Source organism: Agrobacterium tumefaciens (assembly GCF_017726655.1).
Classification (GTDB): Bacteria; Pseudomonadota; Alphaproteobacteria; order Rhizobiales; family Rhizobiaceae; genus Agrobacterium; species Agrobacterium tumefaciens_B.
In genome coordinates, this window is record NZ_CP072309.1 from 407,256 (window position 1) to 422,500 (window position 15,245).

Annotated in this window: 9 protein-coding genes, 1 tRNA gene, 2 rRNA genes and 1 pseudogene (1 of these 13 only partly in view); 6 read left to right on the forward strand and 7 right to left on the reverse strand. The window is 56.1% G+C overall.

All coding sequences use genetic code 11. The annotated features are described in order from the left end of the window. Both AT6N2_RS16015 and AT6N2_RS16020 read left to right on the forward strand, forming a co-directional pair. Window positions 1-1,260: a polysaccharide biosynthesis/export family protein gene (locus AT6N2_RS16015; protein WP_209090175.1), complete on the forward strand. Its 1,260-nt coding sequence runs from the start codon at window positions 1-3 to the stop codon at window positions 1,258-1,260. Between the two features lie 79 nt (window positions 1,261-1,339). Continuing rightward, window positions 1,340-1,654: a hypothetical protein gene (locus tag AT6N2_RS16020; protein ID WP_063950134.1), complete on the forward strand. Its 315-nt coding sequence runs from the start codon at window positions 1,340-1,342 to the stop codon at window positions 1,652-1,654. 369 nt (window positions 1,655-2,023) lie between these two features. Here AT6N2_RS16020 and AT6N2_RS16025 read toward each other — a convergent pair whose 3' ends face one another. Next, a complete protein-coding gene (locus AT6N2_RS16025) occupies window positions 2,024-3,016 on the reverse strand; it encodes a GDP-L-fucose synthase family protein (RefSeq protein ID WP_209090176.1) in 993 nt (330 codons plus the stop codon). Then, entirely contained in the window at window positions 3,000-4,070 is a 1,071-nt protein-coding gene (gene gmd / locus AT6N2_RS16030; RefSeq protein ID WP_209090177.1) for a GDP-mannose 4,6-dehydratase, read from the reverse strand. Before gmd ends, AT6N2_RS16025 begins: the two co-directional genes overlap by 17 nt. Before the next feature lie 314 nt (window positions 4,071-4,384). Between gmd and AT6N2_RS16035 the strand changes: the two genes are divergently transcribed. From AT6N2_RS16035 to cydB, 3 genes are all read left to right on the forward strand, one after another. Further along, window positions 4,385-5,290: a class I SAM-dependent methyltransferase gene (locus AT6N2_RS16035; protein ID WP_209090179.1), complete on the forward strand. Its 906-nt coding sequence runs from the start codon at window positions 4,385-4,387 to the stop codon at window positions 5,288-5,290. Window positions 5,291-5,777: 487 nt separating this feature from the next. Further along, window positions 5,778-7,202 carry a cytochrome ubiquinol oxidase subunit I gene (locus tag AT6N2_RS16040; RefSeq protein WP_209090181.1) on the forward strand — a complete coding sequence of 475 codons (1,425 nt, stop codon included), beginning with the start codon at window positions 5,778-5,780 and terminating at the stop codon, window positions 7,200-7,202. Then, the gene (gene cydB, locus AT6N2_RS16045; protein WP_209090183.1) at window positions 7,192-8,196 is read left to right on the forward strand and encodes a cytochrome d ubiquinol oxidase subunit II; all 1,005 of its coding nucleotides are present in this window, start codon (window positions 7,192-7,194) and stop codon (window positions 8,194-8,196) included. The genes AT6N2_RS16040 and cydB overlap by 11 nt, the downstream gene beginning before the upstream one ends. A 401-nt stretch (window positions 8,197-8,597) precedes the next feature. Here cydB and AT6N2_RS16050 read toward each other — a convergent pair whose 3' ends face one another. Further along, window positions 8,598-9,374, reverse strand: a complete 777-nt coding sequence (locus AT6N2_RS16050; RefSeq protein WP_209090184.1) for an MOSC domain-containing protein — start codon at window positions 9,372-9,374, stop codon at window positions 8,598-8,600. A gap of 20 nt (window positions 9,375-9,394) precedes the next feature. Next, window positions 9,395-11,080: an FAD/NAD(P)-binding protein gene (locus AT6N2_RS16055; protein WP_209090185.1), complete on the reverse strand. Its 1,686-nt coding sequence runs from the start codon at window positions 11,078-11,080 to the stop codon at window positions 9,395-9,397. Window positions 11,081-11,629: 549 nt separating this feature from the next. Between AT6N2_RS16055 and AT6N2_RS16060 the strand changes: the two are divergent. Then, window positions 11,630-12,019 (forward strand): annotated as a pseudogene (locus AT6N2_RS16060) (hypothetical protein); the annotation flags it as partial. A gap of 239 nt (window positions 12,020-12,258) precedes the next feature. On the opposite strand, the gene AT6N2_RS16065 reads toward AT6N2_RS16060, so the two are convergent. The 3 genes from AT6N2_RS16065 to AT6N2_RS16075 form a co-directional block, all read right to left on the reverse strand. Beyond that, a tRNA-Met gene (locus AT6N2_RS16065) sits at window positions 12,259-12,335 on the reverse strand. Between the two features lie 216 nt (window positions 12,336-12,551). Beyond that, window positions 12,552-12,666: ribosomal RNA gene (rrf, locus tag AT6N2_RS16070) — 5S ribosomal RNA — on the reverse strand. Window positions 12,667-12,951: 285 nt separating this feature from the next. After that, window positions 12,952-15,245, reverse strand: a 23S ribosomal RNA gene (locus AT6N2_RS16075) (it continues 512 nt past the right edge of the window).

Genomic DNA, 15,245 nt, shown 5'->3' on the forward strand with positions numbered 1-15,245 from the left:
ATGCGCGCCGCGAAAAAGTCCAAAGCCTTTTCACTGCTGATCGCCTGCACCACTTTTCTGTCTCTCGCCGTTTGCAAGTTGCCGGCCGCTGCAGAGGGAACGGACTACAAGGTCGCTGCCGGCGACGTCTTGACGATCTCAGTCTATGGTGACGACGGTCTGACCGGCCTCTTCCCTGTCAGTGCGGATGGAACGATCGGTTACCCGCTTCTTGGCAACGTCAACGTTGTCGACCAGACGGTGAACGAGATCGGGGTGCGGATCAGCCGCGAGCTGGCAAGCCATGTGGCAAACCGCTCCGTTGCCGTTGCGGTCAAGGAATATGCTCCGATCTTCGTTGTTGGCGACGTCCAGAAACCGGGAAAATATGAATACCGTCCCGGCATGATCGTGCTTGAACTCTTCGCGTTGGGCGGGGGATTGCGCGAGTCGAACGCACAGAGGGATACTTCGGGCATACAGTTGATTGCCGCCCAGCAGGAATATGAAGACATGTCGATGCAATTACTGTCGCAGGATATCCGGCGCGTTCGGCTGGAAGCGGAGCTTAACGACACGGAATTCGAATATAAGGGCGATGAAATCGGGCTTGTTCGGGATCGCGCCGCATTGGAGAAGATCGTGGACTCTGAAAAAAGCCTCTTCCGCCTTCGCCTCTCGGCGCAGCAGGACGAAAGGACCAACCTCGAGGTCCAGCGACAGAACTTCATTCAGGAAATCGACACGCTTCAGAAAAGCAACGTCATGCGCAGCCAGCAACTTGAACTGCTTGACATGGACGTCAACGCCTCGAAGGAACTTGTCACGCGCGGCGCAGCCTCCGAAGCCGCCCTGAGAGAGCGCAAACGCGAACTGCTGTCCATGAACCAGCAGGTGCTGGAATCCACGTCGTTCCTGGCGCGTGCGCAACAAAACAAGGGCGAGGTAGAGCGGCGTATCCTGGAGTTGAAGAGCAAAAGGCACAATGACGCCGCGACCGAATTGCGGGAGACTTCCCTGGACATCATGCGCCTGAAAAAGAAACTGGCCTTCAGCCTTCAATCCATGGCGGAGATCAGCTCGACTGCGCGGCGGGTTTCCAGCCTCGAGGACATGATCCAGACCAATTTCTTCATCGTGCGTCAGATTGCCGGCACTTATCGCGAAATAGCTGCGGACGAGCATACTCAGGTCCGGGCGGGAGACGTCGTTCGCGTCCGCCTGTCGGTATCACGCGGAGACCCGGTTTCGGAGCCCATCGTCACAGGAAGCGTCAACTAGAGACACGCGTGTCGCCGGGCAGCCTCGCGACGTCCTTCGGAGCGGGGAACCGATTGGCCAAAGTAGCAGGGAGACGGAGATGGAATCCGCGCTCGTTCCGGTTGGTTATCATATGGTCAGGCGGCGTGCCGTTATCATTGTAAACGGCGCAAGAGGGCTGCGGCCCATCCATGTGACGCAAGATGCCCTTAATGATATCCAGTCTCCCCCGCAGTGCGATGTGCAACGTCTGGCGCAATTCGTCGACGTTTTTGCAACAATAGCGGCATGCAAGATCGAGAAGGGAATGTTCGCTTTCGATGGACAGATCTGGATCACAGCGACCGACGTCCGAGACTGGCTCAATTTAAACGACGGAGAACCAATCGGCCGGGTGACGTCTCCCAAAGTCTGAAGCTTTGTCCTGCCGCCGGCAACCAGAAGGCGAAAAGTTACTAAAAATCAGATGGATAGGGTTCATCCTACCGCTTATAGCCAGATTGATCCGAAACGATAAAAGCGGTTTGTAGGAGTAACCCGTCGCCCCCTGATACTTTGGCGGGTCCCTGGTAACTGGGAAAAACTGGTCACTGGGAGGGGCTCGCTCGTTCGGTCGGGCGAGCCTATTTTACGTTTTGCACACCGTCGCCAGCGACGCACAAATCTTGTGATGTCGACGTCTTCAAATTGAAATTTGCAGGAATACCAGCCCTGTCACAATGGAACCGGAGATCGGTCACCGCTTATGGAGCACGGAACGATCGTCGTCCGGCTTTTGGGCACGTTAAATGGCTTGTCGCAACACGTCCGGTTGCAGCGACTTCGGTTGTCGCCACCACTCATACAAATCCCGGATGCCATCTCTAAGCTCGACCGTCGAGTGCCAGCCAAGTGCGTTGAGCAGCGAGCAGTCGAGCAGCTTTCTGGGGGCTCCATCCGGTTTGCTGGTGTCAAACACGATCTGCCCGTCGTAGCCGACAATATCTGCGATCAGATGCGCGAGATCGCGGATGGATATCTCCCGCCCCGAGCCGATATTGATCAGCGGAAAACGGGCCGGTGATTTCATGAGAAAACAGCAAGCATCCGCCAGATCGTCCACATGAAGAAATTCACGCAGAGGACTACCCGTGCCCCAGAGAACGATCCTGTTCTGACCGCTGATTTTCGCTTCGTGCATTCTCCTGATCATCGCGGGAATGACGTGTGAGCTTTGCGGATCGAAATTGTCGTTCTGCCCATAAATATTGGTCGGCATGACGGAGACGCAATTCAGGCCGTACTGGCTGGCATAGAACTGGGAAAGCTTGAGCGCCGCGATCTTCGCAATCGCGTAAGCCTCGTTGGTCGGCTCCAGCGGACCTGTCAGAAGGGCATTTTCCTTGATCGGCTGCACCGCGAATTTTGGATAGATGCAGCTTGAGCCCATCCAGAGAAGCTTTTCGACACCAAGATCGGCAGCCGTTTTCATGATATTCATCGATATGAGGGTGTTGGTGTAAAGAAAGTCTGCCGGATGGGCGGCATTGGCTGCGATACCTCCGACCTTGGCGGCAGCGACAAAAATGACCTTAGGTCTTGCGTCGGCCATCCACTGCTCCGTCTCGTACTGTCGGGTCAGATCAAGTTCTTTGCGAGAGACTTTGAGGATTTCGCAATTCTCGCGCTGCAGCCGTCGCACAAGTGCCGAGCCGACCATTCCCGTATGGCCGGCAACCCAAACGCGCTTGCCATTCAAGCTGAAGGGCATTCCTTGCGATTCATGCGACGAATTCATTTCTTCCCTCTTCCAACATCACGAGGCGCAGATCCGCTTCGACCATTTCCTGAACGAGGTCGCAAAAGGAGGTCGTGTGGCTCCAGTCGAGTTTCCTGCGCGCCTTGCTGGGGTCGCCGAGAAGAAAATCCACTTCCGCCGGGCGAAAATATCTGGGATCGATTTCGATGATCGTATCGCCGGTTTTGGCATCGTACCCCACTTCATCGCTGCCATCACCGTGCCACTCGATGGTTTTACCAACTACGCCGAAAGCAAGCTCAACGAACTCCCGCACCGTATGCGCCTCGCCGGTCGCAAGCACATAATCCTCCGGCATTTCCTGCTGCAAGATGCGCCACATGCCTTCGACATAATCCCGCGCATGCCCCCAGTCCCTCTTGGCGTCCAGATTGCCAAGGCGCAGCTTGCTCATGAGGCCGCGTTCGATAGCCGCGACACCGCGGGTAATTTTCCGCGTGACGAAAGTCTCCCCGCGAATGGGGCTCTCATGGTTGAAGAGGATTCCGTTGGATGCGTGAAAGCCGTAACTTTCCCGGTAGTTGACGGTCATCCAGTAGGCGTAGAGTTTTGCCGCAGCATAAGGGCTTCTTGGATAGAACGGCGTTCCCTCGTGCTGGGCAACGGTGCCCATCCCTCCGAACAGTTCCGATGTGGACGCCTGATAAAACCGGCAGCGGTCGCCAAGGTTCAAGATGCGCATGGCTTCCAGCAGCCTGAGCGTACCAAGGGCGTCTGCGTTTGCCGTGTATTCCGGCGTCTCGAAGCTGACCTGGACGTGGCTCTGGGCGCCAAGATTGTAGATCTCGTCGGGCTGGACCTCCTGAATGACGCGGCACAGGTTTGTGGCATCCGTCAGGTCACCGAAGTGCAGCCGAAAGCGAAGGTTTTCCTCGAAGGGATCTTGATAAAGATGATCGATCCGGCCTGTATTGAATGAGGATGACCGCCTTTTCAGGCCGTGCACGATATATCCCTTGGCGAGCAACAATTCACTGAGATAAGCGCCGTCCTGCCCCGTCACGCCAATAATCAAGGCTCTCTTGTCAACCATCCACCACATCTCCCAGCGGTTCCGGCCCCGGATGGCGCCCCCATAAAAAATATAACGAGGCACTGTTTGTCGGCAGCATACCAAAAGGGAGAGGACGGCCGGTCAGAACTGCCCGATTCACGATCCACCATGTCCACATCTGCCTTTAAGAGGAGGCAGGGTGGCTATCCTCTCTTCCGACCTAAGCCTTTTGGCCGAGTTGCAGGTCGCGCAGGCCGTGCCAGACTTCGAAATACAACGCCGGGTCGCGCACGATCGCTACAATAGCAGCGATCGCGAGACGACATCATCTACGGTTCATGGAGACGGATTGGATGGGTACGTTTGCGACCACTTACGAGAAAGTGCAGAACTTCAACTGGGTGACGCGCTTTCTGCATGCGGGCCGCTATCGAAAGCTGCTTGAGGTTCTGCAATCCGTGCAGAAGGACGTCGGCAACCGCAAGGTCAAAATACTGGATATTGGCTGTGGTCCTGGAACTGCGGTCGGGCATATTCTGGAAAAATTTAACATCGATTATGTCGGTATCGACTACGATCCAATCTTTATCCAGGCCGCGCGCAATCGCTACAGCAAATACGAAAACTGCCGCTTCATCGTCGGCGACGCTACCGACGAGAGCCTTTACGAAACGATCGAGGCCGACATTGTCATCGCTCTCGAAACGCTTGAGCACATCCACCTCAACCGCACGGTCCGCGTCATCGAGCATGTCTGCACAATCGTTCGTCCCCGCATTTTCCTCGTCACGGTGCCGGTCGAAGTCGGGCCGGCCGTATGGATCAAAAACTGGGGCTCGGCCCTCATGGGCTACGATCGCCAATCGGGCAACCTCAAAGAAACGTTTTGGGCAGGCCTATATCGACTTGATCGAGTGCCCCCGCACCATTCGTCACACCAGGGCTTCGACTGGCGGTGTCTGGCGCAGCTAATCCGCGTCAACGCGCCCTTGCGAGAGATCCACAGCCTGCCCTTCTCCTTCGTTCCACGCGCGCTCAGCCCCAACGTCGCACTGATCGCCGAGCCCGCAAAATCAACGATCGATCTGGCAAACGATGACCCCGAGGCATGGAAGATCAACCATGGCCACACAACCTCGAACCGCCAGCGCAGTGTTCGCGATGCGGATGCCGCCCGTCACGCCAGGCTCCCTGTATCATGGCCAATGCGCCTTAAAGGTCTAGCGGACCTTTCCAATGCGCGACGGCAGCAAGAGTAAGGGCTATCAAAAAGCAAGCTGGGGTCAAGGACGCGATTCATGACCGATCCGGCGGTGCCACTACGCGCAATGGAGGATATCGAGGATTGCCCAGCTCGCCTCGATAGACATCCTGAGCTAAAAGCTGATTTTGCCGAACGGGCAAGAGGCACTATTGCACGCCTTCTCAGACCATAGAGCTGACGCGAGCGCCGTGAGCCATTGCATACGCTCAGACTGGCGCCTACCGAGAAACAAATAGTTCTGCGATAGCGTCATTCCACGTCTGACCACGGATCCCACCTCCTGCAAAACGGCGAGACAGAGCTGTGGCTTTGGGTTCGATGGAGCTGCGACGTGGCAATTCGACGCGCGACATCGGGAAGGCTTGGCCACAAATCAAGCTCGCTTAGCATGGCGGATCATGTCGTTTGCAGAAGCAATCGACACCTCAGCTGGAACCTCGATGCCGGAATGAAGTTCGAGGGTCTTCAACAATGGAGTCGTCATGACCTTCCTTGGTCTCGAGGCCGAAATGCTAGCGCGGCTACAGTTCGCGTTTACCGTCTCGTTTCACTTTCTTTTCCCCGCTTTTTCGATCGGGACGGCCAGCTACCTCGCCGTCCTGAACGCGCTCTGGCTATGGAAGCGTGATGAGGCCTATCTCAACCTCTTTGAATATTGGAAGACCATTTTTGCGGTGACTTTCGCGATGGGCGTCGTGTCCGGGATCGTCATGAGCTATCAGTTCGGCACCAACTGGTCGGCCTTCTCGGACAAGGCTGGGCCAGTCATCGGCCCGCTCATGGGATACGAGGTCCTGACGGCATTCTTCCTGGAAGCAGGCTTCCTTGGCATCGCACTCTTCGGCCGAAAGAGGGTCGGTGAAAGAGCCCACATGGTGGCGGTTGCCATGGTGGCGATCGGCACACTGATTTCTGCGACCTGGATCACGGCAGCTAATAGCTGGATGCACACGCCGGCCGGCTTCAGCATCGACGCCAACGGCGTCTTCGTGCCGGAAGATTGGTGGCAGATCATCTTCAACCCTTCGTTCCCTTACAGGATGACCCATACCGTCATGGCGGCATTCCTGACGACCGCCTTTGCCGTTGGCGCCGTCGGCGCCTGGCACCTGCTGAAGGACCGGACGAACCGTCAGGCGCGGATAATGTTCTCAATGGCCATGTGGATGGCGGCGATCGTCACACCGATCCAGATCGTCGCCGGGGACTTGCATGGCTTGAACACGCTCGAACACCAGCCTGCGAAGATCGCTGCGATAGAAGGACATTACGAGACGCACAAAAACGGCGCCCCACTCGTTCTGTTTGGTATTCCCGATGACGCGGCGGAAAGAACCCGCTATGCCGTCGAGGTTCCAAAGCTTGGCTCGCTGATCTTGACCCATGAGCTGAACGGCGAGATCAAGGGACTGAAGGAGTGGCCCCGCGACCAGCGTCCGCCGGCGCTTATGCCCTTCATCACCTTTCGGATCATGGTCGGCCTCGGCTTCCTGATGCTCGGCGTCGGGCTCTGGTCCCTTTGGGCGCGCTGGAAGGGGAAGCTGTACGACACGCCCCTGCTGCACCGCGTCGCGGTGGCCATGGGAGGATCCGGCTTCGTGGCTGTGCTTGCAGGATGGTACACGACCGAGGTCGGCCGTCAGCCCTGGACGGTCTATGGCCAGCTGCGCACCGCGCAAAGCCTGTCGCCGATTTCAGCTCCCGCAGTTGGGACCTCCTTGCTCATTTTCATCGCTGTCTACTTCGTGGTCTTCGGTGTCGGCGTCTATTATCTGCTGAAGCTCATGCGACGGCCGCCAACGCCGCTGGACACAGATCAGGAGCTGGATGCCGGTCCGATCCGAACGGCGGGCATTACGCCGGGTGTTGCACAGGGTCATCGGATTGGAGACCGACATGCACATTGAGCTTTCCTTCATTTGGGCAGGTATCATCGCATTTGCGGTGCTTGCCTATGTGGTTCTCGACGGCTTCGATCTCGGGATCGGCATTGTCTTCCCATTCTTCCGAAATCGACGCGACCGCGACGTCATGACCAATTCGATCGCGCCCGTCTGGGATGGCAACGAGACATGGCTCGTGCTCGGAGGCGGCGGGCTCATGGCCGTCTTCCCGCTTGCTTATGCGATTATCATGCCGGCGCTATACATGCCGATTATCCTCATGCTGGTGAGCCTGATCTTTCGCGGCGTTGCCTTCGAATTCCGCTGGCGCACGCACCATGAGTCCCACCTTTGGGACTTCGGATTCTGGATCGGCTCCTCGCTCGCTGCCATCATGCAGGGAATTTCGCTTGGCGCGCTTGTGCAAGGTATTGCTGTCGAAGGGAGGCAGTATGCCGGGGGCTGGTGGGACTGGCTTACGCCCTTCTCGATCCTGACAGGCATCGCCGTTCTCGTGGGCTACGCGTTGCTCGGGGTAACATGGCTCAACCTCAAGACTACCGGCGACATCCAAATTCGCTCGGCTAAGCTCGCCCGCCCCCTGAGCCTCGTGCTTCTGGCGCTGATTGGCGCCGTGTCGCTTTGGACGCCGTTTATCAACGAGATCTACTTCGAGCGCTGGTTCGGCTGGCCGACCGCCTTCTTCTCGTCTTTCGTACCGCTGCTCCTAGCTGCCTGTGCCCTTGCGCTCTGGCACGGCCTCAATCACGGCAGGCATCTGCAGCCATTTCTCTCGGCGCTTGGCATATTCGTCCTGACCTTCGCGGGGCTTGGTGTCAGCTTCTACCCCTACATGGTACCCGGCGTCCTCACGATCAGGGAGGCCGCAGCGCCTGAAAGCTCGCTCAAATTCCTGCTTGTCGGAACAGTTGTTCTCGTGCCGATGATCCTCGCATACACGGCCTATGCTTACTGGGTATTCCGCGGAAAGGTCGATCCTGAGGAGGGCTACCACTGATGAGGGACGGCTTCAGAATGGTGCTTTGGTTCGTAGGGCTCTGGACGGCGGGCGTCGCAACCGTTGCGGCCGTGGGTTTGGTGATCCGCGGCGCGCTGCTTTAGGACGCCCTAAGGGTTCACTGCGGCCGAAGCGTGCGGCCTGACGCTTGTAAAATTTCAAGCCGTGGAGTTGGGGGTGCTGGACTCTGGTCTTAAGGCTACCCTTGCCGCATCGAATTTCGCTCCGTCCGCCGCCGTCGCAAGTGGAGCGGGCGGCGCCAAACTTCCGGCGCGCAAATTGACGGGCTGGGAAGCTATTTATAAGCTGGAAACCATGGTTCTGCGAACCTTCGCCGCGATGCCCGGACGGCTGCTTTTGGCGCTACACCGTTCACTGTGACTCTAGATGCTACAAGGCTCTTAATCTGAGCCCGATATCTCGGTGCCCATCAGCTTTGCAAGCGCACCAGTCTCGACGTATCCCGTTTTGAGAGGATCACAATAGATACCAAATTTACGGCCAGTTTTTCTCACGATGGTTCTAAGAACCTCCGGCTGCTCCGGGAGCCCAGGTTGTGCAGCCAAAATCATGCCGCAACGTTTTGTCGCCTCGGTGACTTTCAGGTTAAGGCCGCCGATGCTGATGATGTGACCTATCCAGCTATGCTCTGGAAATTCCGCCATATCTTCCGTCTCGAGCAGGACATTAGCCCGAAAACGCAGACGATCCACCGTGGTGTCTGGTGCCATCTGCTGAAGGTCCTCCAGCGAAGACGACGTAACCAAGTGAAGCGGCGACACGGAATATCGGTTCTTGATGGTCGGAAGTGAGGGTGCGAGTGGATCGTCGTCCATGTAACATCCGATTCCCACGTCAAATCCGAAATATTCTTCAAGCTCAGGCCGCAACTTTGGATCTTCTAGGTACAGGCGCTCTCCACTAGGAAACTCGACCCAGACACCGTGTCCATCGACTGAACTGCGCAGAAATAGCGCAGGCCTCCACCTGGCCTCTTGTTCCGGCGCAGCAACCTCGCCGCTCATCGCGTCGAACAGGCCAAAACGACGGTCTCCATAGATTCCATGCAGTCCGATCTCCACGTGCTCGCAGCGCTCTCCCTGCAGCGAACTTACGGGGAAACGCCAGATTTCAGCGACTTTCCCTATCGACTGTCTTGATGGAACATTTGGGTTCATGCTCTGTCTTGTCCGCGATTTCAGGCCGTTAACAGCATGTCGGCCGTTCCGCTGTTTATGTCATCCAAAATAGCCTCTGCTGCCGTTCTGCCTAAGTCAGCAGCGCTGGTAATGCCTTGAACAAAGGGGTGCTTATGCAGAAGGAAGGGAATGGCGACGCAGTAAAGGCGGTTCGAATAAACGCCGACGTCTTTCGGGCGATAACATTCATCCACTTCTATTCCCCCGGTCCTTTTGGAGTTGAGACTTAACGTATCGCTGAAGAGTCCAGTGTTCGTTTCAGGTGTTTTTGCCGGTTTGATCGCAGCATTTCCCACCAATGAAGGGAAAGGGAGATCGTGAGCCGACAACGCCGTCTGGCCGGTTGCATCTATGAAACTGTCAAATGTCTCTTCCAAGTCTTTTCCCCTCACTCTTGCGCCCCGAGCAAGGCCGTCGGAGTCGATCTCGTAATCGTCTCCAAGCCGAATGATGTTCAGCCTGCCGGCGTTGCGAAGTGCAAGCAGACGCTTGATCGACAGATGCGGGACGGTGGCATATTCATCGATGAAAATGCTCTTGAACGACTTGTTGAACCGGGCGAGATCGACCGTGTCGAGGTGAGGAACTGCCCGAGCCACGATTTCATGCGTGATCAGTATCGCATAACGCCACGGCACCGTGTGTCGTCTCTGCTCATTTTGCTCGACTTCTGCGAGGTTCGCTGCGGCCCAGACAAAGGGGTCCACGCCTGATCGCCGTGAATAGTACGCGTCGGCAAAGGTGTCGGCCGTCAAGCCGCTGAGGCCAATTTCTGACGCGTATTGAGGATCGGCGGTCGCGATCTCTTGCCGGAACAGGTCGAATACGCGGTCGAGAAGTCCGACCGTTCCAATTTGAATCTCTGCGTCAACGGCCTCCTGCGTGCAAACCTTCGGCGTTTCGTAAGGTAACGGGCAGTAGAAATCTGCCTCCGGCAGAAGGCCCTTGCGCGACATCATCACAGCTGAAAAGTTTTCATTGCCGGTGGATGCCTGAAACTGCATGATGCCAGCTTCGTCGTAGAAAAATGAGCCACACGATACCGCAACTGTTAAAAGTGCGTCGATACCGCTGAGCGACGTGCCAAGCACGCCAAGCCTGCCATGGCAAGAACTCTTGAGGGCGGCCGCCGGCCATGGCGACGAAAAGTAGCCAGGCTGCACCTCTGTTTTCTCGGGCCAGTTATGGCCTGTGGCCATGACGACATGGTCAAAGTAGGCGTCAAACTTGGCCTCCGACCCCGCAACGCTTACTCGGATATCCTCGACGCCGAGGGATATATCGATGACCCGATGATTGGGGCGAATGTCGATCTGGTGACCATTCCTAACCCCATCTTCGACGATGGCGTTGAACTGGTCGTGAAAATAATCCCCCAGAACGAGCCTCGGATAAAATTCACGCGCGTTGATGGCATCCCGCACGATCGCGAAGCGATCCAGGTATTTGTCGTCTTGGCTAGAGAGCCAGTCCACCAGAGACGTGCTGAGCGGAGGTATTTCGATGCTCGGAATATTTGAGAGCATCACCGGGTCGTTGGCGCCAGGTAGATAAGGCGTTCCCTTCCCAGCCAACATTTCGGCCTCGTAAATTGTGATCGCCAGTGAAATAGGAGAACGGATTAAATGCTGAAGGGTAAATATCCCCGTCGGGCCGGACCCGATAATACAAATTCGACTTCCCATATGCGGCTTACTCCAATGCCACCCTTCGCGGCACGCGAGTATAACGGCGCGCCGCCGAGACTGTTCCAGCACAGGCGAAGTTTCAATTGGAGGGATATCTGAGACTTGCATCGAGGGTCGAGTGCAGGCAGGTTGTTAGCGCTCCCTCTGATCTCAAGGGATCGTGTCCCATGAAGTGGTGTCGCTGCATTTCATCGCCGGCCCAGCCTAGGACCATTCTTCGAATCCCACACAATTTCGATGTCATCAGGGTGCTACGACGACATATGCTTTGAGCAAGGCGAATTTCCGCGACGCAAATGTGGCGATCGATGAGTTTGAACCGCGCCGGCTTTGCCGCAGCGGTTCATGTGTGGATGCCGGTTCACGCAAACGCGAAGCGGCCGAGAAGATGATGGCTCTGTAGCGGGATAACCGCAAGGTTCTGCAGGCCAATGAGATTTGGGCAAAGCGTCTGCTTATCTCGTGATGGTCCCGACAGGCGAATGCAAGCATGCGCCTGTCGGGTAAGAGGAGGCGCGACCGCCCATTGAAGCGATGATCTCCTTCCGATATCTGTCCTTCCGGTACTCCGAGCAGCTGGCAGAAGCTAGCCCCTTCTGTCGAAAGTATCGGCAACAGTTATGACAATGCCCCCGCCGAAACGATCAACGGCCTCCACAAGGCTGAAGTGATCCATGGGCGTGGACCATGGGCAGCTTCGAAGCGGTTGAGTTCGCCGTCCTGGAATGGGTCGTCTGGCTCAACCACCGACAACTTCTGGAGCCCCCCGGAAACATACCACCAGCTGAGGCTGAAGAACGCGACTACGCCATGCTGGACGAAACAGCCGGCCGCATACCCAAAACCCAACAGCCTCCGGCAAACCAAGTGCGGTTCAACCCCTACCCCAAAGAAGCCCTTTTGATGATGCCGGAGACCTCGAACCCATCTAGATAGCGTAATGACGACGCGGCGTGACGCAGGCAGCGCATCGCGAGCGCATGGGTCGTTACCGATTTCTACAGGGTTTCATACGGCCCGGTCACGGGTGGTATGGCCGAGTCGCGCGCCAAGTAAATGGCCACATTATACTCCCGATGGTCGATCGAAACGTGGTCCTAGTACCCCGTTTCGCGCCCCAACACAGAAACGCCCCAATGAAGGGCGGCATATCTTGTTTAGATATTTGGAATCGTTGGTTGCGGGGGCAGGATTTGAACCTGCGGCCTTCAGGTTATGAGCCTGACGAGCTACCGGGCTGCTCCACCCCGCGTTACCGGCGCATTCGGCAGAGCCGAATGTCGCGTCTACGTCGTTGCTTTAGCGACGACGGATTTCTTTCCGAGTAAATTGCGGAGCAATTTATCTCCTGTAAGGGACGCATTATCATTTGTGCCTGTTATAGCACAAAGGCCGCTTGAGCGGCCTTTTTGATTTGGGCATTGGCCGATTTTGGTGATTTGAGAAGATAGATTGTTGCGTTTTGCAGACCTGGCAGCGACCTACTCTCCCGCGTCTTGAGACGAAGTACCATTGGCGCTGGGGCGTTTCACGGCCGTGTTCGGAATGGGAACGGGTGCAGCCGCCCCGCGATAACCACCAGGTCGGCAAAACGCAACATTGTTCATGTTTTCACATGACTGTTGTTTTCGAGAAGCTGGGAAGCTTGCGCTTCATTTTAATTTACACGTCTTTCTGTGACCGATCCGTATTCCACCGTTGCTCGAGATCGAGCGTGGCACCCATACAGGACGCTAGTCCGTCGCCTCGGGTTTTTGCCTTGGCAAAATACCCTGACGGCGCGCCGTCTGCAGCGTAGTGGCCGAAGGCCACGTCAGCGTGAAGACAGATCAGATGATGCTCATCTTCGATGAGCATGAACAATGGGAACGAAGAAGTCGATCGAGCTATTAGTAACGGTAAGCTTCACACATTGCTGTGCTTCCACACCCGTCCTATCAACGTGGTCGTCTTCCACGGCTCTGATAGGGAACACTCGTTTTCAGGTTGGTTTCCCGCTTAGATGCCTTCAGCGGTTATCCATTCCGTATATAGCTACTCTGCTATGCCCTTGGCAGGACAACAGATCCACCAGAGATACGTCCATCCCGGTCCTCTCGTACTAGGGACAGATCCTGTCAATATTCCTACACCCACGGCAGATAGGGACCGAACTGTCTCACGACGTTCTGAACCCAACTCACGTACCGCTTTAAATGGCGAACAGCCATACCCTTGGGACCTGCTCCAGCCCCAGGATGCGATGAGTCGACATCGAGGTGCCAAACAACCCCGTCGATATGGACTCTTGGGGGTCATCAGCCTGTTATCCCCGGCGTACCTTTTATCCGTTGAGCGATGGCCCTTCCACACGGGACCACCGGATCACTATGACCGACTTTCGTCTCTGCTCGACTTGTCAGTCTCGCAGTCAGGCTAGCTTATGCCATTGCACTCGACGACCGATTTCCGACCGGTCTGAGCTAACCATCGCGCGCCTCCGTTACTCTTTCGGAGGCGACCGCCCCAGTCAAACTACCCACCATACACTGTCCCGGATCCGGATAACGGACCGCGGTTAGACATCCACGAAGATAAGGGTGGTATTTCAAGGATGGCTCCACACAGACTGGCGTCCATGCTTCAAAGCCTACCACCTATCCTACACATGCCTTGGCGAATGCCAGTGTAAAGCTATAGTAAAGGTGCACGGGGTCTTTCCGTCTGACCGCAGGAACCCCGCATCTTCACGGGGAATTCAATTTCACTGAGTCTATGTTGGAGACAGCGGGGAAGTCGTTACGCCATTCGTGCAGGTCGGAACTTACCCGACAAGGAATTTCGCTACCTTAGGACCGTTATAGTTACGGCCGCCGTTTACTGGGGCTTCAGTTCAGAGCTTGCACCCCTCCCTTTAACCTTCCAGCACCGGGCAGGCGTCAGACCCTATACGTCGTATTGCTACTTCGCAGAGCCCTGTGTTTTTGATAAACAGTCGCTACCCCCTGGTCTGTGCCACCCCATCATACTTGCGTACAAAAGGGTCACGCTTCTTCCGAAGTTACGCGTGCAATTTGCCGAGTTCCTTCAACATAGTTCTCTCAAGCGCCTTGGTATACTCTACCTGACCACCTGTGTCGGTTTCGGGTACGGTCTATACGGTGGAGCTATTTCCTGGAACCTCTTCGCCGCCCAACCAATCCAATAAGGTTGAACAACACACGAGATCCGTCACTACCACCAGGCCCACGAATATTAACGTGGTTCCCATCGACTACGCGTGTCCGCCTCGTCTTAGGGGCCGGCTAACCCTGCTCAGATTAACTTTAAGCAGGAACCCTTGGTCTTTCGGCGAGGGAGTCTCTCACTCCCTTTATCGTTACTCATGTCAACATTCGCACTTCCGATATCTCCAGCAGCCCTCACGGGTCCGCCTTCACAGACTTACGGAACGCTCCGCTACCACTGCGGCAACCCGAAGGTTGCTACAATCCTCAGCTTCGGTGCATGGCTTTAGCCCCGTTACATTTTCGGCGCAAAGACCCTTATTTAGACCAGTGAGCTGTTACGCTTTCTTTAAATGATGGCTGCTTCTAAGCCAACATCCTGGTTGTTTTGGGATCCTCACATCCTTTCCCACTTAGCCATGACTTGGGGACCTTAGCTGGAGGTCAGGGTTGTTGCCCTTTTCACGACGGACGTTAGCACCCGCCGTGTGTCTGCCGACTAGTACTCCTCGGTATTCGGAGTTTGGTTAGGATCAGTAAGACGGTGAGTCCCCATAGCCCATCCAGTGCTCTACCCCCGAGGGTATTCGGTCGACGCTCTACCTAAATAGATTTCGCGGAGAACCAGCTATTTCCGAGTTTGATTGGCCTTTCACCCCTAGCCACAAGTCATCCCGAACTATTGCAACAGTTATGGGTTCGGCCCTCCAGTTGGTGTTACCCAACCTTCAGCCTGCTCATGGCTAGATCACTCGGTTTCGGGTCTAATGCAACTAACTCAATCGCCCTATTCAGACTCGCTTTCGCTGCGCCTACACCTACCGGCTTAAGCTTGCTAGTTACACTAAGTCGTTGACCCATTATACAAAAGGTACGCCGTCACTCTTGCGAGCTCCGACTGTTTGTAGGCATCCGGTTTCAGGTTCTATTTCACTCCCCTCGTCGGGGTGCTTTTC